The organism is Acidaminococcus sp. CAG:542 (genome assembly GCF_000437815.1).
Lineage (GTDB): Bacteria > Bacillota > Negativicutes > Acidaminococcales > Acidaminococcaceae > Acidaminococcus.
Genome location: NZ_FR902029.1, coordinates 14493 through 38083 on the forward strand (window position 1 = coordinate 14493; position 23591 = coordinate 38083).

Annotated in this window: 25 protein-coding genes; all 25 read left to right on the forward strand. The window is 57.9% G+C overall.

Going from position 1 to position 23591, the window contains the following annotated elements; translation table 11 throughout:
• The coding region (locus tag QVO43_RS01645; protein ID WP_288174315.1) for an outer membrane chaperone Skp at positions 1-809 on the forward strand (809 nt) is incomplete at its 5' end.
• Between the two features lie 15 nt (positions 810-824).
• Positions 825-1229 (forward strand): OmpH family outer membrane protein, encoded by a 405-nt coding sequence (locus QVO43_RS01650; protein WP_012939033.1) that lies wholly within the window; start codon positions 825-827, stop codon positions 1227-1229.
• 68 nt (positions 1230-1297) lie between these two features.
• Entirely contained in the window at positions 1298-2338 is a 1041-nt protein-coding gene (lpxD, locus tag QVO43_RS01655; RefSeq protein WP_022486878.1) for a UDP-3-O-(3-hydroxymyristoyl)glucosamine N-acyltransferase, read from the forward strand.
• On the forward strand, positions 2335-2946 hold the full coding sequence (locus QVO43_RS01660) for a YjbH domain-containing protein (RefSeq protein WP_022486879.1): 612 nt from the start codon (positions 2335-2337) through the stop codon (positions 2944-2946). Before lpxD ends, QVO43_RS01660 begins: the two co-directional genes overlap by 4 nt.
• Before the next feature lie 12 nt (positions 2947-2958).
• Positions 2959-3858: a lysophospholipid acyltransferase family protein gene (locus QVO43_RS01665; protein ID WP_022486880.1), complete on the forward strand. Its 900-nt coding sequence runs from the start codon at positions 2959-2961 to the stop codon at positions 3856-3858.
• A gap of 3 nt (positions 3859-3861) precedes the next feature.
• Entirely contained in the window at positions 3862-5199 is a 1338-nt protein-coding gene (gene lpxC, locus QVO43_RS01670) for a UDP-3-O-acyl-N-acetylglucosamine deacetylase (protein WP_022486881.1), read from the forward strand.
• Positions 5200-5214: 15 nt separating this feature from the next.
• Positions 5215-6024, forward strand: a complete 810-nt coding sequence (gene lpxA / locus QVO43_RS01675) for an acyl-ACP--UDP-N-acetylglucosamine O-acyltransferase (protein ID WP_022486882.1) — start codon at positions 5215-5217, stop codon at positions 6022-6024.
• A gap of 4 nt (positions 6025-6028) precedes the next feature.
• Positions 6029-6853 carry an LpxI family protein gene (locus tag QVO43_RS01680; protein ID WP_022486883.1) on the forward strand — a complete coding sequence of 275 codons (825 nt, stop codon included), beginning with the start codon at positions 6029-6031 and terminating at the stop codon, positions 6851-6853.
• 144 nt (positions 6854-6997) lie between these two features.
• Positions 6998-8134 carry a lipid-A-disaccharide synthase gene (gene lpxB, locus QVO43_RS01685; protein WP_022486884.1) on the forward strand — a complete coding sequence of 379 codons (1137 nt, stop codon included), beginning with the start codon at positions 6998-7000 and terminating at the stop codon, positions 8132-8134.
• Positions 8131-9927, forward strand: coding sequence for a lipid A export permease/ATP-binding protein MsbA (gene msbA / locus QVO43_RS01690; protein WP_022486885.1), 1797 nt, complete (start codon positions 8131-8133; stop codon positions 9925-9927). The genes lpxB and msbA overlap by 4 nt, the downstream gene beginning before the upstream one ends.
• A gap of 52 nt (positions 9928-9979) precedes the next feature.
• Positions 9980-12511, forward strand: coding sequence for a tetraacyldisaccharide 4'-kinase (gene lpxK, locus QVO43_RS01695; protein WP_022486886.1), 2532 nt, complete (start codon positions 9980-9982; stop codon positions 12509-12511).
• Positions 12508-13254 carry a 3-deoxy-manno-octulosonate cytidylyltransferase gene (kdsB, locus tag QVO43_RS01700; protein WP_022486887.1) on the forward strand — a complete coding sequence of 249 codons (747 nt, stop codon included), beginning with the start codon at positions 12508-12510 and terminating at the stop codon, positions 13252-13254. Before lpxK ends, kdsB begins: the two co-directional genes overlap by 4 nt.
• A 4-nt stretch (positions 13255-13258) precedes the next feature.
• The gene (gene kdsA / locus QVO43_RS01705) at positions 13259-14083 is read left to right on the forward strand and encodes a 3-deoxy-8-phosphooctulonate synthase (protein WP_022486888.1); all 825 of its coding nucleotides are present in this window, start codon (positions 13259-13261) and stop codon (positions 14081-14083) included.
• Between the two features lie 5 nt (positions 14084-14088).
• Positions 14089-15054 (forward strand): KpsF/GutQ family sugar-phosphate isomerase, encoded by a 966-nt coding sequence (locus QVO43_RS01710; protein WP_022486889.1) that lies wholly within the window; start codon positions 14089-14091, stop codon positions 15052-15054.
• A complete protein-coding gene (locus tag QVO43_RS01715; protein ID WP_022486890.1) occupies positions 15055-15597 on the forward strand; it encodes a KdsC family phosphatase in 543 nt (180 codons plus the stop codon).
• Complete coding sequence (locus QVO43_RS01720) at positions 15597-16466, forward strand: lysophospholipid acyltransferase family protein (protein ID WP_022486891.1); 870 nt, start codon at positions 15597-15599, stop codon at positions 16464-16466. Before QVO43_RS01715 ends, QVO43_RS01720 begins: the two co-directional genes overlap by 1 nt.
• Positions 16467-16481: 15 nt before the next feature.
• Positions 16482-17033, forward strand: a complete 552-nt coding sequence (lptC, locus tag QVO43_RS01725) for an LPS export ABC transporter periplasmic protein LptC (RefSeq protein WP_022486892.1) — start codon at positions 16482-16484, stop codon at positions 17031-17033.
• Positions 17033-17884 carry an LptA/OstA family protein gene (locus QVO43_RS01730; RefSeq protein WP_022486893.1) on the forward strand — a complete coding sequence of 284 codons (852 nt, stop codon included), beginning with the start codon at positions 17033-17035 and terminating at the stop codon, positions 17882-17884. Before lptC ends, QVO43_RS01730 begins: the two co-directional genes overlap by 1 nt.
• Positions 17885-17896: 12 nt before the next feature.
• On the forward strand, positions 17897-18616 hold the full coding sequence (gene lptB, locus QVO43_RS01735; protein ID WP_022486894.1) for an LPS export ABC transporter ATP-binding protein: 720 nt from the start codon (positions 17897-17899) through the stop codon (positions 18614-18616).
• 8 nt (positions 18617-18624) lie between these two features.
• Positions 18625-19716: an LptF/LptG family permease gene (locus QVO43_RS01740; protein WP_012939015.1), complete on the forward strand. Its 1092-nt coding sequence runs from the start codon at positions 18625-18627 to the stop codon at positions 19714-19716.
• A 215-nt stretch (positions 19717-19931) separates the two neighbouring features.
• Positions 19932-20339 carry a hypothetical protein gene (locus tag QVO43_RS01745; RefSeq protein WP_022486895.1) on the forward strand — a complete coding sequence of 136 codons (408 nt, stop codon included), beginning with the start codon at positions 19932-19934 and terminating at the stop codon, positions 20337-20339.
• On the forward strand, positions 20336-21073 hold the full coding sequence (locus QVO43_RS01750) for a DNA/RNA non-specific endonuclease (RefSeq protein ID WP_022486896.1): 738 nt from the start codon (positions 20336-20338) through the stop codon (positions 21071-21073). The genes QVO43_RS01745 and QVO43_RS01750 overlap by 4 nt, the downstream gene beginning before the upstream one ends.
• A gap of 315 nt (positions 21074-21388) precedes the next feature.
• Positions 21389-22615 (forward strand): DUF3084 domain-containing protein, encoded by a 1227-nt coding sequence (locus tag QVO43_RS01755; protein ID WP_022486897.1) that lies wholly within the window; start codon positions 21389-21391, stop codon positions 22613-22615.
• Positions 22602-23042 carry a pre-16S rRNA-processing nuclease YqgF gene (locus tag QVO43_RS01760; RefSeq protein WP_022486898.1) on the forward strand — a complete coding sequence of 147 codons (441 nt, stop codon included), beginning with the start codon at positions 22602-22604 and terminating at the stop codon, positions 23040-23042. Before QVO43_RS01755 ends, QVO43_RS01760 begins: the two co-directional genes overlap by 14 nt.
• Before the next feature lie 256 nt (positions 23043-23298).
• A partial coding sequence (locus QVO43_RS01765; RefSeq protein WP_278722585.1) for an S-layer homology domain-containing protein occupies positions 23299-23591 on the forward strand: 293 nt, incomplete at its 3' end.

The window sequence follows — 23591 nt, forward strand, 5'->3', positions numbered from 1 at the left end:
TGGTGGAACAGCACCCCAAGTACAAGGAATGGCAGCGCCGGAAGGAACAGCTGGAAACCGCCAAATGGCTGCGGGAACGGCAGAAGGAAAACGGCCAGCAGCAGCTGGCTCTCCTGGGACAGATGAAGAAAGTCCGGGAAGCCGGCAAGGGCCAGTTCCAGTCAGCCCAGTGGTCTGCCCAGGTGGCGGAGAAACGGGCCCAGGAACAGGACCTGCTCCGGAAAAAACGGGCAGCCTTGAAAGAGGAAGCGGAAAGCCGGGTGAAGGCGGACCGGGATGCGGTGGAAGAAAAATACCGGATCCCTCTGTTCAACCTGCGGCTGAAGCTGAGCAGCGTGAAAATGAGCGATGAAGCCCAGAAAGCGCTTCTCCAGGAACAGCAGGAACTGTTGGACAAACGCCAGAAGGACCGGGCGGATGTGGAAGCGGAAAAGGAGCAGTGGCTCCAGCAGCAGATGGCTGCGGACGTGGCTGCTTCCCAGGCACGGCTCCAGGCCTTTTCCAAGGAACTGGCCGGTCAGGTGGTCCAGGAACAGACAGGGCTTTCTCTCACCGGGAAAACTCCCCAGAACCAGGAAGGCCAGCCGGAACTGGATAAACTGCTCCAGTCCATGGACAAGGAGATCCAGCAGCAGGAAGACAAGGAAAAACAGATGCGGGAGGAAATCGACAGTGATATCCTCAGCGCCATTAAGAAAGTCAATCTCAGCCGGAAATACACGCTGATTTTCCGGAATCCGAGAGCCAATATCAGCGCCGACGACATCACTGACGAAGTGAACACGGTCGTCCAGCAAATTGTTTACTAAGAGGGATGGAACAACATGAAAAAAGCAATGATTCTCTGTGTAGTGGCAGCAGCCATGCTGTCCTTTGGCTGCGGGCGGAACGCCCAGTTCGGTGTGGTGGACATGAATAAGGTCCAGACGGAAAGCCAGGTGTTCAAGGATGCCACCCAGGACCTCCAGACCAAGGGCAAGGCCATGGAAGAGGAACTGAACCAGGAAACCGCCGGCAAGAGCCAGGAAGAAGCCCAGAAGATTCTGACGGAAAAGAGCCAGAAGATGCACAGCCTCCAGGCAGAAGCCCAGGCCAAGGTGAAAGGCAGTTTTGACGCGGCCGCCGCATCCGTTGCCAAAGAAAAGAACCTGAGCGCCATCCTGGTGAAGGAAGCCGTCCCTCAGGGCGGTGTGGACGTCACCGATGACATCATCAAAGCAATGAAATAAGATTCGATAAGGGCGGACACTGTTCGCCCTTTTTCCCGTACCATCATGAAATGGAAAGGATGCTGGAAATGGAAAAAACCTTACAGGAACTGGCAACATTGTTGAAAGGGGAAATCCTCCAGGGTGACCCCGGAATGGTCCTCAAGGGGGTCAATGGACTGGAAGAAGCCCAGAAGGATCAGATTTCCTTTGCGGTGCCTCCCTATCTGGAAGTGGCCGGACGGTCCCGGGCCGGGGCCATCATGATTCCCCGGGGAGCGGAATTCAGGGGAGAACAGGCTGTACTGGCCGTGGAAAATCCCCGGGCCGCTTTTGCGGTGCTGCTCCAGATGTTCCGTCCCCCGGAAGCGGTGAAAAAGGGCATCAGCCAATACGCCTTCATCCATCCCACGGCCAAAGTGGGGAAGAATGTGGCCATCCTGCCCTTTGCCTATGTGGCGGAAGATGCGGAAATCGGGGACAACACGGTGATCTATCCCCATGTGTACGTGGGACGCCATGCGAAGATCGGTGCTGACTGCACCCTGTATTCCAACGTGACGGTGCGGGAAGACTGTGTGGTGGGGGACCGGGTGATTCTCCAGGCCGGCTGTGTCATCGGCGGAGACGGCTTCGGGTACATCACCGCCAACGGCAAACACACCAAAGTGCTCCAGACCGGGAACGTGGTCCTGGGAGACGATGTGGAAATCGGCTGCAACACCTGCATCGACCGGGCTACCGTGGACAGCACGGTGATCGGCAAAGGCACCAAGATCGACAATCTGGTCCATGTGGGCCATAATGACATCATCGGCGAAAACTGCATCCTGGTGGCCCATGTGGGCATTTCCGGCAGTGTCACTGTTGGGAACAACACCACCTTCGGGGGCCAGGCTGCTACCGCCGGCCATCTGAAAATCGGCAGCAACTGCACCTTTGCCGGCCGTACCGGGATCATCAGCGACGTGCCGGACAATGTGGTGTGGGCCGGCTTCCCTGCCCAGCCCCATGTGGACTGGCTGCGGCAGACCGCCAATGAACGGAAGCTGGGAGCTGCCCTGAAACGGCTCCGTCAGCTGGAAAAAACCGTGGAAGCACTGGAAAAAGGAAAGAAGGAACAACCATGAAGAGACAACTGACCGCTGCCCTGCTGTGTGCCCTAGCGGCGCTGCCTTTTGGGGCTGCAGAAGCCAAAACCACTCCCAGCGGCACCAGCGGCATCATCAACGCCCCTTCTGGCTACGTCCGGATGCCCGGCCATGTGTCCGCCGGACTGGACTGGACCAAGGAAGGCCGGAATGTACGGGGCAACATCGCCCTGCCTCTGGGCATCGAAGTGGCCGGCAGCCATGTGGATACCAAACATGACGGATCCTACGGCACCGTCAGCGCCAAACTCCAGGTGCTCCGGGAAACCCCGCTGACCCCTGCTATCGCCATTGGCGTGGAGGATATCGGAGACCGGAATGACCGGCGGGGCTATGTGGCTGTCACCAAGGCCCTGGCCGCCGGCTGGAAGATCCACGGCGGGGTGGGGACCGGAGACCAGTACAAGCACGGTTTCTATGCCGTGGAAAAAGAAACCAGACTCCTGGGTCTTTCCATGAATCTCATGGGAGAATATGACGGCAGCCATTTCAACTACGGCGCCGGCATCCCGGTGGGGAAATTCATCCAGGCCCAGGTGGGTGTGAGAGACCATCACCTGTACGGAGGGATGGACCTTACCTTTTAAGGAGGATGCAGGATGGCTGCGTACAAGCTCATGGAGTTCATCAGCTGGCTGGTGTGCCACCAGCCGGACTGTCTGAACCGGGCCCTGGCCTGGGTGCTGGGGCATCTGGGATGGCGGGTGGTGCCGGCCTGGCGCCGGTACATGGCCCGGGAAAACATCCGGGACTGCCTGGGGGTGGATGAAGCGCAGGCGGAACAGATTGCCCGGGAAAGCATCTACCGTTTCGGACGGATGCTCATCGAAGTGCTGAAATATCCCCTGATCACCAAAGACAATTTCCGGCAGCTGGTCCATTTCGAAGGACTGGAGAACCTGGAAAAAGCCTATGCGGAAGATAAGGGGGTGATCATGTGCACTGCCCACTACGGCAACTGGGAGATGCTGGGGGCTTCCATGGCCCTTCTGGGCTATCCCATCCTGTCCATTACCCGGAAGCAGAACAACGGGGCCATGGATAAATTCATCAACGACTACCGGCAGATGGTGGGGCAGCATGTGACCTACAACCATGGGGAAAACAGCATGCTGGCCATCGGCCGTTATTTGAAAAAGAAACATCTGGTGGGGATCCTGTACGATCAGGATTCCGCCCATACCGGAGAACATCTGCTGTTTTTCGGCAAACCTTCCCGGGTTCCCCAGGGAGCCGCCCATCTGTCTAGGATGTTCGGTTCTCCCATTGTGCCCCTGTTCATGCACAACAACCCTGACGGAACCCTGACCGCCCGGATCTATCCGGCCCTCCACACGGAGAAAACAGCTAACCGTTCAGAGGACGTCCGTGTTATAATGGAAGAACTGGTAGCCATCGCTGAGCGGGAAATCCGGTTGGATCCGGCCATGTGGTTCTGGGTCCACGACCGCTGGAAGGATGGCCGCAAACGGTATGAAAAGTATAAGAAAGGCGTGTGATTTATGACCATTGAAAAACAGCACACCCTGAAACAGGCGGCTTCCTGTGACGGCATCGGGCTCCATTCCGGGAAGCTGGTGGAAATGACCCTGCGCCCGGCACCGGTGGATACGGGCATCGTGTTCATCCGCACAGATATGGAAGGCCGGCCCCAGGTCCGTGCCGTGGCATCCAACATCACTGCTACCACCAGGGCCACCACCCTGACGGAAAACGGAGCCAGCGTCACCACCATCGAGCATCTCATGGCGGCTCTGGCCATATTGAAAATCGACAACTGCTACGTGGAAATGTCTTCGGCAGAACCCCCGGTGGGGGACGGCTCCGCTCAGGCCTTCATCGATGAGATCCTGAAGGCGGGCATCGAGGAACAGGACGGGGAACGCCAGGTGTACCATGTGGACCGGGCCTTCTCCCATTACGACGGAGACCGCTCCATTGTGGTGCTGCCCTACGAGGGCTTCCGGATCACCTTTACCTCTATCAATCCCCATCCTCTCCTGGGAACCCAGGTGATGGACGTGGAAGATAAGGGAGATAATTTCCTGAAGGAAGTGGCTTCCGCCCGGACCGTGGCCTTTGAAGATGAAATCGCCCAACTGCGGAAAATGGGCCTGGGCCTGGGAGGCAACCTGGAGAATGTAGTGGTGTTCAGCAAGGACAAGATCCTGTCCACCCCCCGGTTCCCGGATGAACTGATCCGGCACAAGATCCTGGACGTGATCGGGGACATGTACCTGTTGGGCCCCATCCATGCCCATATCATCTGCATGAAGAGCGGTCACGCCTTCAACGATAATGTGTCCCGGCAGATCGATGAATATCGGCGGCTCCATGAATATCATCCCAGACATACCCCGGTTTCCGGAAAAGAGAAAAAAGAAGTAAGGAGTAAGGATATGATTACATTAGACATTCAGGAAATCCAAAAGATTCTGCCCCATCGGTATCCCATGCTGCTGGTGGACCGGATCATCGAACTGGAACCCATGAAGCGGGCCGTGGGGATCAAGAACATCACCATGAATGAGCCCCAGTTCATCGGCCACTTCCCTGGGAATCCCATTATGCCCGGGGTGCTGCTGATCGAAGCCATGGCCCAGGTGGGCGGCGTTACCCTGCTGTATCCGGAAGAAAACCGGGGCAAGATCGCCGTCTTCGGGAAAATCGACAAGGTGCGTTTCCGCCGTCCCATCAAACCGGGGGACCAGCTGGTGACCACCGCCATCATTACGAAAATCAAAGGCAATATGGGTGTGGCCCACTGTGAAGGTACAGTGGACGGAGAGCCGGCCTGCGAAGGGGACTTCTTCTTTGCGCTGGCGGAAAATAAACAATAAAGGTGGAGTGAAACAATGACAGCAGATTCTAGTATGATACATGAGACAGCCATTATTGCACCGGGTGCGGAAATCGGCCCCAACGTGAAAATTGGCCCGTACTCTGTCATCGGTGAACATGTCAAGATCGGTGAAGGTACCATCATTCATCCCCACGTTGTGATTACCGGCCGGACCACCATCGGGAAGAACTGCGAATTCTTCCAGGGTGCCAGCATCGGCGAAGTCCCCCAGGACCTGAAATACAAAGGAGAAGATACGGAAACCATCATCGGCGATCATGTGACCATCCGGGAATGCGCCACGGTCCATCGGGCTGTGGGAGAAGGCAATGAAACCCGGATCGGCAACAATGTGCTGATGATGGCCTATACCCACGTGGCCCACAACTGCATTGTGGGCAACAACGTGATCATGAGCAACGTAGCCACCCTGGCCGGCCATGTGATCGTGGAAGACCGGGCCGTCATCGGGGGCCTTACCGCTGTGCATCAGTTCACCAAGATCGGCCGGAACTGCATGTGCGGCGGCATGAGCCGGATTTCCCAGGATGTACCGCCCTTTGTGATCGTGGCCGGGAACCCGGCCTATGTGGCAGGGCTCAACAGCGTGGGGATCTCCCGGGCAGGTATCCCCATGGAAGTCCGCCGGGAGCTGAAGAAAGCCTACAAGATCCTCTACAAGAGAGGCCTGTCCCTGTCCGATGCCATCAAGACCATGGAACTGGAACTGGACAGCTACGAAGAAGTGGAACATTTCATGCGCTTCCTGCGCACGGTGGAAAGAGGCATTTGCCGGGCTTCCGCCCACGGTATCCGGGAGTAAGCCTATGGGGAAGACCTTAGGGGTGCTTTCCGGGGTGGGCCATCTGCCGGTGGATGTGGTCCGGGGAGCCAAAAAGGCCGGCTACCGTACAGTGGCTGTGGCCCTGGTCCCCGGCACCCATGAAGACCTGGAAAAAGAAGCGGATGCCTTCTATGCCATCAACATCGGCAAAGTGGGGAAAATCTTCAAGACCCTGAAGCAGGAAGGGGTGGATGAAGTCACCATGATCGGCAAGGTGACCAAGGAAATCCTCTATTCCGGAGGCATCCTGGTCCCGGACTGGCAGGCCATCAAGATCCTTATGTCCCTGCCGGACCGGCACGATGACACCATCATGAATGCCCTGGTGGCCAAACTGGAAGACATGGGGATCCATGTAATGGACCAGACCCTGTTCCTGACGGATCTCATGCCCCAGGAAGGGGTGCTGAGCAAACGGCAGCCCACACCGGAAGAATGGGAAGACATGAAGTACGGCTTTGCCATGGCCAAGAAAATCGGAGGCCTGGACATCGGCCAGACTGTGGTGGTGAAGAACAAGGCCATCATGGCCGTGGAAGCCATCGAGGGCACCGATGCCTGCATCCTCCGGGGCGGCAGACTGGGCAAGGGGGCCATTGTGGCCAAAACTGCCAAGCCCGCCCAGGACAACCGGTTCGACATGCCGGGAGTCGGGGTGAAGACCGTGGAATCCATGATCGAATCCGGCTGTGCCGGCATCGTCATGGAAGCCGGACGGACCCTCCTGGTGGAACGGGAAAAGGCCCTGGACTTGGCCAACCGTCACAAACTGACGGTGGTGGCCATGAAGGATCCGGAAGGAAAATAAAAATGGACTGTGAAAAAATGATCTTCATTTTTTCACAGTCCATTTTGGCTTCGGTGGGGGGTGTGAATTTTTTCACACCCCCTTTTTTGTTATGTGATATAATAAACTGTACATTTATGTTCAGATGAGAGAGGAGACAACAGGGTGACAAAAGTTTTCATTTCTGCGGGGGAAGCCTCCGGCGATCTTCATGCCGCTGCACTGACCCGTGCCATCCTGCAGCAGGACCCCACGGCCCAGGTCTTTGGCATGGGCGGTGATGCCCTGGCAGCAGCCGGTGGGCAAGTGGTGTTCAATTATAAAGATTACAGCGTCATGGGCTTTGTGGAAGTCCTCCAGGCTCTGCCCCGTCTGCTGGGGCTGAAGAAGGCTTTCCGCCGTCTTATGGAGGAACGGAAGCCCGATGTGTTCGTAACTGTGGACTACCCGGATTTCAACATGCGGGTAGCCAAAGAAGCCAAAAAGCTGGGGATCCCGGTATTTTCCTACATCCCTCCTTCCGCCTGGGCCTGGCGCCGGGGGAGGGCCAAAGACGTGGCCCGGCTGGCCGCCAAAGTGGCCTGCATCTACCCCTTTGCAGCGGAAGTCTACAAAGCGGCGGGAGCCCCGGTGGAATTTGTGGGGAATCCGCTGGTGGACATTGTCCAGCCCACCCTGAGTCCTCAGGAGGCGGAAGCCCTGATCGGCAAACGGCCCGGCCATCCGGTGGTGCTGCTGCTCCCGGGCAGCCGGGTGAAGGAAATCACCGGGGTGCTGCCGGTGATGCTCCAGGCCCTGCCGAAAATCCGGAAGCAGCGGCCGGAAACGGAATTCGTCCTCCAGAAGGCCCCGTCCATTGACGCCGGCCTGCTCCAGTCCATCCTCCAGACCAGTCCTTTGCCGGTGAAAGTGGTGGAAGGACACAACTATGATGTGATGGGGGCCTGCGACGCGGCCCTGGCCACCAGCGGCACCGTGACCCTGGAAGCGGCTCTCTGCGGGCTGCCCAGCGTTATCTGCTACACCGCCAGTCCTCTCAGCATGTGGATCGCCAAACACATGGTCTATGTGAAATACATCGGCCTGCCCAACATCCTGGCCGGGAAGGAAATCCTTCCGGAACTGATCCAGGAAAACATGACCCCGGACCACATGGCTGCCGCCGTCCTCCACTTCCTGGAGCCGGCCAACGCCGCCGCCGTCCGGGAAGAAATGCAAAAGGCCGTTGCCAAGCTGGGTCAGCCCGGTGCCGTGGAACGGACCGCCCGTCTGATCCTTGAAACAGCAAAGGAGAATCCATGAACCTCTATCTGCGAATTTTGCGCTTCATCAAACCCTATCTGCCCCGTCTGGCCCTGGCAGGGGTCTGCACCGTGCTCACCTCCGCCGCCAACCTGTACGTGCCCTGGATCGTCCGGGACGTGATCGACAAGGTGTTCATCAACAACGATGCCCAGCTGCTGAACCTGATCGCTCTGGGAATCGTGGTGATCTTCTTTGCCCGGGGCATTACCTACTACGGTCAGAATTACCTGATGAACTATGTGGGGGAAAGCGTGGTCATCGACATCCGGGGCCTGGTGTTCAAAAAGATGATGGAACTGGATACCCGGTTCTATGACACCAACAAACTGGGCACCATCATGAGCTATGTGACCAACGACGTCCAGGCCATGCAGAGTGCCATGGTGGACAACTCGGTGGAAATCATCACGGAAACTTCCGTCCTCATCGGTTCCATCTGTGCCATGGTCTATCTGGACTGGAAACTGACCCTGTTCGCTTTCTGCACCTTCCCGGTGGTACTGTTCTTCATGGATTTCTTCGGCAAGAAGATCCGGAAGACCGGCCACCGGATCCAGCAGGCCACCGCCGACATCACCTCCGTGCTCCAGGAAACCCTGTCTTCCAGCCGGGTGGTGAAGTCTTTCGTCCGGGAGCCTTATGAAATCGCCCGGTTTGAACGGACCAACCGGAAGAACTTCGATGCCAACATGAAAAGCGTCCGGCTCATGGGTACCCTGTCCCCGGTGATCGAATTCATCGCCGCCCTGGGGGTCACCGCCATTATCTGGTTCGGGGGCCGGGGGGTGCTCAGCGGTGACATTACCGCCGGGTCCCTGATTGCCTTCCTGGTCTATGCCGTGAATATCTCCAACCCCATCAAGCGGATCGCCCGGGTGCTGGGGAACATCCAGAAAGCCCTGGCCGCTGCAGACCGGGTGTTCAGCATCCTGGATCTGGACGAAAAGATTCCGGAAAAGGCCGATGCCATTGCCCTGCCTCCTGTAAAAGGGAAGGTGGAATTCCGTGACGTGTCCTTCTCCTACAATCCGGATGAACCCATCCTGAAGCACCTGACCTTTACCGCCCAGCCCGGCCAGGCCATTGCCCTGGTGGGGCCCAGCGGTGCCGGCAAATCCACCATCGCCAACCTGCTGCCCCGGTTCTATGACGTGACCGAAGGGGCCATCCTCATCGATGACCACGACATCCGGGACGTAACCGTATCTTCCCTCCGGGAACAGGTGGGCATTGTGCCCCAGGAAACCAACCTGTTCAACGACACAGTGTACAACAACATCCTCTACGGGCGGCTGGATGCCACCCGGGAAGAAGTGCTGGCCGCCGCCAAGGCCGCCAATGCGGACGAATTCATCCAGAAACTGCCCCAGGGGTATGACACCTACCTGGGAGACCGGGGCATCAACGTGTCCGGGGGCCAGCGCCAGCGCATTGCCATTGCCCGGGCCATCCTGAAGGATCCCCGGATCCTGATCCTGGACGAAGCCACTTCCGCCCTGGATACGGAAAGTGAACGGATCGTACAGGAAGCCCTGGACCGGCTCATGGTGGGCCGTACCTCTTTTGTAATCGCCCACCGGCTGTCCACCATCCAGAACGCCAGCAAGATCCTGGTACTGGATCATGGGGAAATCGTGGAAGCCGGCACCCATGAGGAACTGATGGCCCGTCACGGGCTTTATGCTCACCTACACGACATCCAGTACCGGGAAAAAGCCGAACAGGCGGAAGTCCGGAAACTGGAAGACCAGGAAACGGCACCGGCCGGGACGGAGGTCCCTGCCCGCTGATCAGCCGCCTTCCTTCCAAGCAAGCCAAGCCCAATGAAAACGAGGTCAATGTATGTACTATATTTATAACTTCCTGGCCACAGTTTTGTTCATCTTTGTGATCCTGCCCTACTTTACCTGGCGGTATTTCCGGGAAAAAGGCTTTCCCCGCCGGTTCCGTCAGAGCCTGGGGTTCATCCGGGATGAAGAAATCGCAGCCGTTGCCCATAAAAACTGCATCTGGATCCACGGTGCTTCCGTAGGGGAAATCGTGGCCACCAGCCCGCTGGTGAAAGAAATCCGCAAGGCCATGCCCGATGCCAAGATCCTGGTGTCTGCCGTGACCACCGGGGGCTACAACATGGCCCACCAGATCATCCCGGAAGCCGATGCCATCATCTACTTCCCCCTGGATCTGCCCTTTGTGTCCGAATCCTTTGTGAAGCGGATCATGCCCCGGATCTTCATGCCGGTGGAAACGGAACTGTGGCCCAACTTCCTCCGGGCCATCAAGCTGCGCCGGATCCCGGTGATGATGGTCAACGGCCGGATCTCCGACAAATCCGTGAAAAGCTACCGGTATCTGTTCGGCATCCTGGCCGACATGATGGGCAGCGTCACCCGGTTCTGCATGCAGTCCTCCATCGATGCGGAATACATCCAGCATCTGGGGGCGGAAAAACGCCGGATCTTTGTGACCGGCAACACCAAATTCGACCAGACCTATGCGGAAGTGACCCCGGAAGATCTCCAGCAGTACAAGGATGAACTGGGGCTGGAAGAGGACTACCCGGTGATCGTGGCCGGCAGTACCCATCCTACTGAAGAGGAAACCCTGTTCCAGAGCTTCCTGGACATCCGGAAGGAATTCCCCCAGGCCCGTCTCATCATCGCTCCCCGGAAGCCTGGCCGGATCCATGAAATCACCCGGCTGGCGGAAAAATACGGCCTTTCTCTGGGTCTTCGGTCCTCTCTGAAGGCCATGAGCAATCCCCGTCCCAAATACCAGGTGGTCCTGATCGACACCATCGGGGAACTGGGTCGGATCTATGCAGTGGGGGATGCGGTGTTTGTAGGCGGCAGCCTGATCAACCACGGCGGCCACAATGTGCTGGAACCGGCAGCCCATGCCAAACCCATCATCGTGGGGCCCAGCATGTCCAACTTCAAGGATTCCTTCGCCCTTTTGAGCAAAGTGGGGGCCTGTGTCCAGATCCATGACGGCAAGGAAATGACGGACATGTTCCTGAAGATCTTCAAAGACGATGCCCTGCGGAAAAAGATGGGGGATGCCTCTCTCCAGGTGATCCGGGAAAACCGGGGCGCCGCCGTGCGGACCATCGGCTACCTGAAGGAGCTGCTGGAACTCACTGCCACCGAAAGCATGGTGAACACCCATTACAAGATCAATACCCGGAACATCAACGACGAAGTGAGCCCCCGGATGCGTCCCGGGGATGCGGTGACCCAGTACCTGATCCAGCTTTCCCACGGGGAAGACAACGGGATCCTGGACTGGTGCGTCCTGGCCTTCCTCCGGATCCTCTCCGTGCTCTATGAAGCCGGGGTCCGGCTGAAGCTGTTCTGCTACAACGCCGGGCTGGTACCCCGGACCAAACTGGACTGCTGCGTGATCAGCATCGGCAACATTACCGTAGGGGGCACCGGCAAGACCCCCACCGCCCAGAAAGTGGCCCTGATGATCCAGAAACTGGGCTACCGGGTGGTGATCCTGAACCGGGGCTACCGGTCCCACTGGGAAGAAAAGATCGGGGTGGTGTCCGATGGGAAGAAAATCTACATGACCGCCTATGAAGCCGGGGACGAAGCGTTCCTCATGGCCAAGCAGCTGCCGGGGATCCCGGTGGTCATCGGCAAGGAACGGGCCATTACGGGCCAGTTCGCCGTGGACAAGTTCAAGGCGGAAGTGATCATCCTGGATGACGGCTACCAGCACTGGCAGCTGTACCGGGACCTGGACGTGGTGCTGGTGGATACCCTCAACATGTTCGGCAACGGCTGCATCCTGCCCCGGGGCACGCTCCGGGAGCCCCTCAGCAACCTGAGCCGGGCAGGGCTGTTCCTCCTGACCAAATGCGACCAGAGTTCCCCCATTTCCCGGGCCACTCTCTGCGACACCCTGCACAAATACGCTCCGGCGGCTCCCATTGCCGAGAGCATCCATAAACCCTGCGACTACATCGAGATCGCAGACTGGTACAAGAACGACATGTCCAAGGCCCTGCCTCTGGAAGCCCTCCGGGGCAAGCATGTGATGGTGTTTTCTGCCATCGGCAACCCTTCTTCCTTTGAGCAGACCATGAACGCCGAAGGCCTGAACATCGTGGAAGCCATCCGGTATCCGGACCACCACGATTACGGCATGGTGGAAATGCAGTACATCATGGACCGGGCCATCAGCCGGGGCGTCAAAGCCCTGGTCACCACCGGGAAAGATGCGGTGAAAATCCCCACAGAGTTTATTTACCTCCACCGGGATGTGCCTCTGTACATCCTGGATATGGAAATCCAGATTACCAGCGGCGAAGAAGCCTTTACCGATACCATCAAAGCCGCCATTAAAAAGGAGAATCCGTCCAAATGAAAGTACTGTGTGTAATTCCGGCCCGTTACGGGTCCACCCGTCTGCCAGGGAAACCCCTGGCCCTGATCCATGGCAAACCCGTGATCCAGCGGGTCTATGAACGGGCCGCTCTGGCCCGGATCCCTGATGAAGTGCTGGTGGCCACCGACGACCAGCGGATCCTGGACTGCGTCAATGCCTTCGGCGGCCGGGCTGTGATGACCTCCGAAGATCATCCCAGCGGCACCGACCGGCTGGCGGAAGTGGCTCTCAACTTCGAGGATGTGGATGTGATCGTCAATGTCCAGGGCGACGAACCCATGATCCCGCCCCAGGTCATCGACGACCTGGCCCAGGCCTTTGCAGACAATCCCGACCTGGAAATGGCCACCTGCAAAACGGAAATGAATCCGGAGGACTACCAGAACCCCAATGCGGTAAAGGTGGTCACCGACCAGAACGGCTACGCCCTGTATTTTTCCCGGAGCCTGATTCCCTATCCCCGGAATGAAGAACCGGAAGTGAAGGTATGGAAGCATATCGGCATCTACGCCTACCGCCGGGACTTCCTGCTGAAGTTTGCGGCGCTCCTGCCCACGCCCCTGGAACGGGTGGAAGGGCTGGAACAGCTCCGGGCCCTGGAAAACGGCGTAAAGATTAAAGTCCTGGCTACGGACTTCCAGGGCGTGGGCATCGACACCCAGGCTGATCTGGACCGGGCCAACGAAATCTTCGCCCAACTGGACCAGGAAGGAAAGGAGTAATCCCATGGAAATCGTCAAGATCGGACCCTACCAGGTGGGACAGGGTCACCCGCTGCTGATCATGGCCGGCCCCTGCGTGCTGGAAGGCTACGAACGGAGCCTGGCCATCGGGAAACGGGCCAAGGCCATCTGTGAAAAGCTGGGCCTGCCCTATGTGTTTAAAGCTTCTTATGATAAAGCCAACCGGTCTTCCCTGGATTCCTTCCGGGGCCCGGGCATCGAAGAAGGTCTCCAGATCCTGGCCCAGATCAAGAAAGATCTGAATGTGCCGGTGATCAGTGACGTCCACGAAACCTGGCAGGTGGAAAAGGCTGCCGAAGTCCTGGACATCATCCAGATTCCCGCCTTCCTGTGCCGGCAGACGGACCTGCTGGTGGAAGCTGCCCGGACCGGGAAAGTGGTCAATGTGAAGAAAGGCCAGTTCCTGGCACCCTGGGACATGAAAAATGTGGTGAACAAGATCGTGGGTTCCGGAAGCCGGAATCTGATGCTCACCGAACGGGGCGTTAGCTTCGGCTACAACACCCTGGTGACGGATATGCGCAGCCTGCCCATTATGCGGGACCTGGGCTTCCCGGTGATCATGGACGTGACCCACAGTGTCCAGATCCCCGGCGGACAGGGCACCAGCTCCGGGGGCCAGAGCAAATATGCGCCCCATATGGCCCGGGCGGCAGCTGCTGTAGGGGTTGACGGGCTCTTCATCGAAACCCACGACAACCCGAAAGAAGCCTTGTCCGACGGCCCCAACATGATTGCCTTGGATGATCTGGAACAGGTCCTGGCGGACGCCAAAGCCATCGACGCCATCGGCCGCAGGGAGGCGTAACCGGTATGTTTGAAAAAGCCAAAGAAGCACTGCAGATCGAAGCGGATTCCATCCTGGAGCTGCTGCCCCGGGTGGATGACCATTTCGGCGCCGCGCTGGAGATGATCCTCCACTGCAAAGGCCGGATCATCGTCACCGGCATGGGCAAATCCGGGATCATCGCCCGGAAAATCGCTGCCACCCTGGCCAGCACCGGCACCCCGGCCTTTTTCCTCCATCCGGCGGAAGGCATCCACGGGGATCTGGGCATGGTCACGGACATGGATGTGGTCCTGGCCCTGTCCAACAGCGGGGAAACGGGAGAAGTCCTGAACATCCTGCCCTCCATCCGGCGGATCGGCGCCAAAGTCATCGCCATGGTGGGGAATCCGGAATCCACCCTGGCGAAAAATGCGGATATCGTCCTGAACGTGGGTGTGAAACGGGAAGCCTGCCCCCTGGGCCTGGCTCCCACCAGCAGCACCACGGCAGCCCTGGCCTATGGGGATGCCCTGGCCATGGAACTCCTCAGCGCCCGGAAATTCACCCCGGAAGAATTCGCCATTTTCCATCCCGGGGGCAGCCTGGGACGGAAGCTGCTGCTTACGGTGGACGATGTGATGCACAAAGGGGACGAAAATCCCCTGGTCCATGCGGACATCAGCGTCAAGGATGCCCTGTTCATCATTACCGACAAGGGCGTGGGGGCTGTCTCTGTTGTGGATGACAACCAGCATCTTCAGGGACTTTTGACCGATGGGGACATCCGGAGAGGCATCGCCAAGGATCTGGACTGCCTGAACCGGCCGGTTTCCCAGATGATGACCCGAAATCCCAAGACCATCCTGGATCACAAACTGGCCGCCGAAGCCCTGCACCTTATGGAATCCAACAAACCCCGGCCCATTACCGTCCTGCCCGTAGTGGATCAGGACCGGAAAGTGGTGGGGCTGCTGCATATTACTGATCTGGTACACCAGGGAGTGGTATAAATGATTACAGAAGAACAACTGGCCAAGATCCGTCTCCTGGCCCTGGATGTGGATGGGGTCATGACCGATGGCAGCATCATCATCGGACAGGAAGGGGAACTGTCCAAGCATTTTGACGCCCGGGACGGCATGGGCATCAGCCTGGCCCTCCGCCACGGCATCCAGGTGGCCCTCATTACCGGCCGCCACAGCGAAATCGTTCTCCACCGGGCCATGGAACTGGGCATCAGCTCCATATACGAAAACGTGGTCTACAAAGGCAAAGTGCTGGAGCAGGCTTCCAACGAACTGGACATTCCGCTGGAAGAAACCGCCTTTATGGGGGATGATCTCAACGACCTGCCCGCTTTCGGACGGGCGGCGGTGACTTTTGCTCCTGCAGATGCCGCCCCGGAAGTCCGGGAACGGGCCATGCTGGTCTCTTCCTGCAACGGCGGCCACGGAGCCGTCCGGGATGTGATCGAACGGATCCTCAAGGCCAAAGGCCTGTGGGACGGCATCGTCCGCAGTTACGAAATCCAGGGACAGGGAGACAGACAGTAATGCTTTACGGATTTTTGAAAGGCCTGAGCCGGTTCCTGTCCCTGCTGCCCTACAAATTCGTAGTGCGGCTGGGACGGAATTGTGGTAAACTATACTGGCATATTGCCAAAAAACAGCGGGTGCGGGCGGAAAAAACCATCCAGGAACGGATGGGGGTTACGGCCCGGGAAGCCCATGCCATTATCCATCGGTTGTTCCTGAACCTGGGCATGACCGCCATGGAGATCCTCTACATGCCGGCCCTCAACAAGGACAACATCCGGGGCCTGGTCAGCTTCGACCGGCCGGATATCCTGTGGGAAGCCTTGGCCAAAAAGCGGGGGGTCGTGATGCTGGCCTGCCACATGGACAACTGGGAATGGCTGGGAGCCGCTCTGGCCCTCAACGGATTTCCCCTCAGTGCCGTGGAGAAGCCCCAGCCCAACCCGGTATACAGTGATTTCCTCAATGAGCTCCGCCGGGGGGTGGGACAGGAAATCTTCGCCCGGGGCACCAACGAGATCCTGGGCTGCGCCCGTGCCATGAAAAAGGGACGGATGCTGGGGCTCATCGCCGACCAGGACGGAGGCTACCATGGGATTTTCGTTCCCTTCTTCGGGAAGATGGCTTCCACCCCGGAAGGGCCGGCCTATTTCGCCCGGAAGTTCAAAGCTCCGGTGGTGCCCATCTTCATGGTCCGCAAACCCAGCGGCTATGGCCACCAGGTGTTTGTGAAAGAACCCATTTACTATGAAGATACGGGAAATCAGGAAAAAGATGATTATAAGATTACCCTGAAAATGACCCAGGAAGTGGAAAAGATCATCCGCCAGTATCCGGACAACTGGATCTGGTTCCAGCACCGCTGGAACACTCCCTGGAACGGGTAAAGAAAGGATGCCTCCATGCTCGCAGAAAAACGTCGTACACTGCTGGTGATTGCAGCCGCTGTGCTCCTGATGGGAGGCGTCATTGCCTGGCTCCTGAGCAGCAAGCCCACCACGGGCAAGGTCCAGGAAAACGGCAAGGACGTGCTCCAGGAAGTAAACGGTTCCACCATCCAGGAAACGAAAAACGGGAAAAAAGTCTGGGAACTTACCGTCCAGTCCCTGCTCTATGACAAAAAAGCCCAGCTGGCCCACATGAAGGGCATCAGCGGGACCTTTTACCAGGACGACGGCCGGACCATGACCGTGACTGCTGACGAAGGGGAAGTCCATATGGATACCAAGGACGTGGTCCTTACCAAGAATCCTCACGGCACCACCTCCGACGGAGGAGATGCAGTGGCGGACAAATTCACCTGGATCAACAAAGATCAGATGGTGGTGGGTGAGGGCAATGTCCGGCTGAAGAAAGACGATACGGTGGCCACGGCGAAAAAGGCAACCTTCAATGTTGCCCTGGACCAGGCCAAACTGGAAGAGGATGCTCACGTACAGAAGGGAGAATTTTAATGCTGAACGTAAAGAAAATCGCAGTGCTGGGACTCCTGGCAGGCCTTCTGTCCGTTACTTCTGCCTGCTGGGCGGCGTCCTCCATCAGCGGCGATCAGGTGCAGTATGATTTCAAAAGCGGCCAGGCCGCTGCCGTGGGGAATGTGAAGATCCGCCACGATGACGGCACCGCCAGTGCGGAAGAAGCCGACTACAACACCAAGACCGGGGAAGGAAAACTTACCGGGTCCGTGGTGGCCGACCAGAAGGATGCCCATCTGACCAGCTCTGAACTGATCATCAAAAACAAGGGGAAATTCCTTTCCGCCATTGGCAACGCCGTGCTCCGGAAAGAGGACAAGACCCTCCGGGCCGCCCAGGTGGATTACGATTCCGATGCCCAGTTTGCGGAGACCATCGGATCCTGGGCCCAGCTCACCATGGATGACGGGTCCAGCCTGGATGCCGCCAACATGAAATACAACATGGGCACCGGCGTGGCCAACGCCGACGGCAACGTGCGGCTGATCAGCCCGCCCCGGAACCTGACTGCCAGAGCGGACCGGGCCATTTACAATACCAAGGAAGCCGACGGCACCATCCGGCTCATCGGCCATGCCACCGCCACCCAGAATGACGATACCGTCAGCGGGGATACCCTGACCATTACCGGGGCCGGGGGCAAAGTGGCCATGGGCGAAGGGAACGTGAAGATGGTGGTGATGCCCCAGGACAGCACCTCCCAGAAGGAGGAGAGCGGGGCACAGCCGGTATTCAGCCTGGCAGGGCTGGCCAATGTGCCGAAATTCCTGTATAAGTTTTACAACTGGCCCGGCCATCTCATGACCATCGGCCAGACTGAAATTGGATAAAGGGAGTCAAGAGTGAAGATACGTGCGGAAAAACTGGTAAAAGAATACGCCGGGCGGCGGGTGGTCAACGAAGTCAGCCTGGAAGTGGAACAGGGGACCATTGTGGGACTTTTGGGGCCCAACGGTGCCGGGAAGACCACTTCCTTCTACATGATCGTGGGTCTGGAACATCCGGATACCGGCCATGTGTACCTGGATGACGAGGACGTTACCGATCTTCCCATGTACAAACGGGCCCTGAAGGGCATTGGCTATCTGCCCCAGGAAGCCTCCATCTTCCGGAAGCTTACCGTGGAAGAGAACATTATGGCCATCCTGGAAGAAATCGAACCGGACAAGGACAAACGCCGGCAAAAGATGGAAGACCTGATCCAGGAATTCCACATCGGCCACATCCGGAAAAGCAAGGGCAGTGCCCTGTCCGGAGGCGAACGGCGGCGGGTGGAGATCGCCCGGGCCCTGGCTACGGATCCTGGCTTCATCCTGCTGGACGAACCCTTTGCGGGCATCGACCCCATTGCAGTGGCGGATATCCAGGTGATGGTGGCCCATCTGGCCAAGCGGGGCATCGGGGTGCTGATCACCGACCACAACGTCCGGGAAACCCTCAGCATCGTGAACCGGGCCTATATCCTCAGCGCCGGGAAGATCCTGGTGGAAGGCACCAGCCAGCAGGTGGCCGAAGATCCGGTGGCCCGGAAGTTCTATCTGGGCGATAATTTCAGAATGTGAGGCTGCTCATGTCCATTTTAGATAAGTACATTTTAAAACAGATGATGCAGCCCTTCCTGTTCGGGGTGGCTGCCTTTTCCACCATTTTTGTGGCCAGTTCCTTCCTGTTCCGGGTGACCCAGTACATCACCCAGTACGGGGCTTCCTATTCTTCCCTGATCCGGCTGTTCCTGTGTCTCATGCCGGAAGTGATCAACTATACCTTCCCCATGTCCATGCTGCTGGCGGCCCTCCTTACCATGGGCCAGCTGTCCAGCAACAGTGAAATCACCGCCATGCGCAGCGGGGGGCTCAGCTTCCGCCGGATCGCCGCCCCCATCCTGGCAGCCGGGTTCGTGGTGAGCCTGTTTTCCGTGGTGTGGGCCGAAAAGGTGGTCCCTCCTGCCAAAAGCGAATATGAACGGATCATCAAAGTGGAAATCAAACGGGATACCAAGCCCCGGACCCAGAACCATGTGCTGATCAAACAGGTGTCCAAGGGCCAGCTGGTACGGCTTACCTATGCCCGGACCTTCGACGAGAAGCAGGGGATGATGAAGGACATTACCATCGAAGACTGGGACAACGGAAAAGTGGCCCGGATCCAGCGGACCCCTCAGGCCAAATGGACCCAGGGGACCTGGATCATGGAAGGGGGCACCATCACCGACCTGACCGGGAAGGATGGGGTAGCCCGGACCATGACCTTTGACAAGCAGGTGCTGCCCATCAGCGAGACCCCCAAGGCCATTACCCTGGACCAGAAAGATCCGGACCAGATGACCATTGGGGAACTGAAGATGTACATCGACATCCTGAAACGCCAGTACATGCCCACCAGCAAGTATGAGATGGAAATCTACCGCCGGTTCACCGTGCCTCTGGCCAGCTTCTTCTTTGCCCTCATCGGGGTGCCGTTGGGGGTCCAATCCCAGCGGACCGGGGCGTCCATGGGCCTGGGCTTCTCCGTGGTGATCATCTTCATCTATTATTCCATCATGACCTTCATGACCGGACTGGGCCAGGGCGGCGTGATCCCGCCCCTGTTGGCCGCCGCCACCCCCAACCTCCTCTGCGGAGCCTTCGGGTGTTGGATGATTTATAAAAAGGATAATGTATAGCAAAAAGCTGCCGGAAGGCAGCTTTTTTGCGGTCGCGGGCCCTGAGCCGCGGGCCGCGGGCCAATTGTTCTGCAAATCCGAATGAAACGTGAACTTTTGTTCACAGTATGATATAATAAATACCATATATGGACAAGCAGCCGTACTTCCGGCTGAACCAACAAAGCCCGGGACCCACGACCCGTGGCTCGCGACCTGCCAAGGAGGGAAATCCCATGCTTCTCATCACTGCCGTCGATGATTCCGGCGGCCTTTTGTTCAACCACCGGCGCCAGAGCCAGGACCGGCTCCTCCGGGCCCGTATCCTTGCTTTCACAGGGGATGCACCTCTGTGGATGGATGCATATACCGCCGGCCTTTTCGACCCGCCAGCGGCCAATATCCGCGTGGCAGAAGATTTCCTGGACCAGGCCGGACCCGGGGAATACTGCCTGCTGGAGGACCGTTCTGCAGTTCCCTATCTGGACAAAATCGAAAAGATCATCCTCTACCACTGGAACCGGGCCTATCCCGGGGACTTTTTCTTCGACATCGACCTGAATCAGGGCTGGCAGAAAGTTTCCTCTGCGGATTTTGCCGGTTCCTCCCATGACAAAATTACAGAAGAGGTATACGTAAAATGAAAAAATTCACAGCCTTCCTGTCCGCTCTCCTGGTTTCCCTGTCCCTGGTCTTAACCGCCTGCGGATCCACCAAACCTGCCGCCAAAAAAGCGGCTCCCAAAAACAGCACAAAGGTGACCCAGCAGGTGGGGAAGAATCAGCCCTCCTTTGACATTTCTTCCATCCCTGCCTTTACCAACAAGCCCTATGTGGTGCTGAACAACAATGTGCCCGATTTCCCCGACAAGGACAAGACCAAAAAGTCCTTTGAACGGTACAGCGACCTGGACAGCCTGGGCCGCTGCGGCCCCGCCTATGCCAATGTAAGCCGGCAAACCATGCCTACGGAGAAACGGGGCCCCATCGGCAGCGTCAAGCCCTCCGGCTGGCAGACCGTGAAGTATGAGGGCATTGATGGGAAATATCTGTACAACCGGTGCCATCTCATCGGGTATCAGCTGACAGCGGAAAACGCCAACCCCAAAAACCTGATTACCGGCACCCGGTATCTCAATGTTACCGGCATGCTGCCCTTTGAAAATATGGTGGCCGACTACGTAAAAGAAACCAACCACCATGTGCTGTACCGGGTAACTCCCATTTTCCAGGGGAATGATCTGGTGGCCCGGGGCGTACAGATGGAAGCCTGGAGCGTGGAAGACAAAGGAGCCGGCGTCCAGTTCAACGTGTTCGTCTACAACAACCAGCCCGGCATCACCATCGATTACAAGACCGGGAAAAGCCGGAAAGGGTGATCTGATTCCTTGACTGTGAAACCCGCAGGCCGGGAAGGGCGTGCCTTTGGCGCACCCCTACCTGGTTGGGATCAGATGTTCGATCCTACGGTCCGGGAAACGGATTTTCCGCTGCATCCTTGGCACTAACGTTGTAGGGGCTCCCCGCAGGGGAGCCCGTCCCGGCCGCCCGGAGGGCAGATATATTCAAAAGCAGATGCGGCAGCATCTGCTTTCCATCGGCCGCTGACCGCATAAAACCGGAGCTCATCCACGAGCCCCGGTTTTATGCTATAATGTACAGGATAATATACACACGAAAGGAGAGCGCATCCCATGACCGGCATTACCCTGATCCTGGTTCTGGCCCTGATGGGCGGACTGATCGCCTATCTGGGAGACAAACTGGGAAGCAAAATCGGCAAAAAACGGCTCCGGCTTTTTGGCCTGCGCCCTCATGACACCTCCGTGGTCATGACAATTGTCAGCGGCATGCTGGTTGCCGCCCTGACCATCACCGTCCTGACCATTGCCTCCAAGGAGGTCCGCACGGCCCTGTTCGGCATGAAGCAGATGCGGGCGGAAATCGCCTCTCTTACCGCCACCCGGGACAAGGCCAACGAAGAACTGTCCGCCCAAAGTGCTAAAATCGAAGAACTGGACCAAAAAATCAGTGAAGCCACCCAGGCTGCGGAACAGGCACGGCAGCAGAAGGCTGCTGCTGAAGCCCAGATGAAGGACGCCCAGGCCCAGATGCAGCAGGCCCAGGCCGACCTGGGACAGCTCCAGGCCCGGTATGCGGAAGCCAGCACCCGTCTCCAGGAGGCACAAGAACAGGTGCGCCAGGCGGAAGCCGCCCGTGACCAGCTCCAGCAGGATGTGAAATCCCTGGAAGACACTGCCAAAAAACTCCGGGAAGGCATTGTGGCCGTCCGGGAGGGCCACGTGGTGTTCCGCAGCGGCGAAATCCTCTATTCCGGGGTGCTGAAAAGCGGCCAGAGCGAAGAAAACACCCAGAAACAGCTCCAGGAATTCCTGAACCAGGCCAACATCCAGGTAGCCGGCCGCATCGGGGTGGATCCTTCCACACCGGTGATTTGGCTCAGCCGGGAAGCGGTGGAGAACGCTGCTTCCAACCTGGAAAAAGCCAAAGGGGACATGTACGTTCGTGTCTGCGCCGCCGGCAACATCCTGTCCGGCGAAGTGGTGGTGTCCCGTCTGGAAATGGTGGGGGACAAGGTGGTCTATCCGGAAGATACCCTGATCCTTACCCAGTCCATTACCGTGGATCCCAATTCCAACGAATCCGACCTGGCCCTCATGGCCTTCCTGAAGGCCGTGAACCGGGCAGCCCAGGCCGACGGGGTGATCCCCAATCCCATTACCGGGGACGTGGGGGCCATTACCAGCACCGAACTGTCCAACGCCAGCGAAAAGATCCGCAGCCTGGGCGGCAAAGTGGTAATCACCGCCAAGGCCCGCCGGGATATTACCGTGGCCGGGCCTGTATTGCTGGATCTGGAAATCCGTCCTGTGGGAGGTCTGCCTCGTGAAGAAAACTGAGCTTTATCTGGGGGTGGATCCGGGCCGGGATAAAACCGGTGCCGCCCTGGTGGTCGGGGATGGAACCCTGGTCCGCCAGGCCATCCTGCCTACGGAAGGGTTCCTGGACCATCTGAAAGAGTTCCTGGCTGCAGACCGTCCCGCCGGCTGCGTATTGGGGGACGGCACAACTTCAAAGACCATGCATCGGCAGCTGGCGGAGGCGTTTCCCCAGCTGCCCCTTTATGAAGTGGATGAATACGGCAGCACCCAGGAGGCCAAAAAACTCTACTGGCAGCTGAATCCGCCCCGGGGATGGAAAAAGCTGCTGCCCACGGCCCTGCTTTCTGAACCGTCCGCAGTGGATGGACTGGCAGCCGTGGTACTGGTCAAAAGATTCCTTTGTGATAAAACAGTGAAACAACGGACTGGCAAGTCACAAAAATGACTCCTGTAAAATGCGAAGAAACAAGGCACAATCAGGCGAAAGTGGAAACTTTCCCCCAGGCGCCTTGTTTCTTTTTTTTCACCATACTACACTGGCAGTGTGAAGAAATTCACGCCGTCCCGCTGATGGGCCAATGGATGGAAGAATCCGGAATGTGTACGTAGAGGAAACAAGGATACTCGCACGGAAAAATCTGGAGGATGCCGGAAAGGAAACCCGGGGGCAGGACAAATATCATTCAAGGGAGTGTTTTCCTATGAAAAAATCCTTAGTATTTGCCATGGCTATGGCTCTGGGCGTAAGCGCTACTGCTTTCGCTGCCAACCCCTTCTCCGACCTGCCTGCTGGCCACTGGGCTTACGGCGCTGTTGCCAAACTGGCTGCTGCCGGCGTAGTTGACGGTTATCCTGATGGCACCTTCAAAGGCGACAAGACCATGACCCGTTATGAAATGGCTCAGATCGTTGCCAAGGCTCTGGCCAAAGGCGCTATCGGTGCTGATGACAAACTGGTCAGCGAATTCGCTGATGAACTGGACAACCTGGGTGT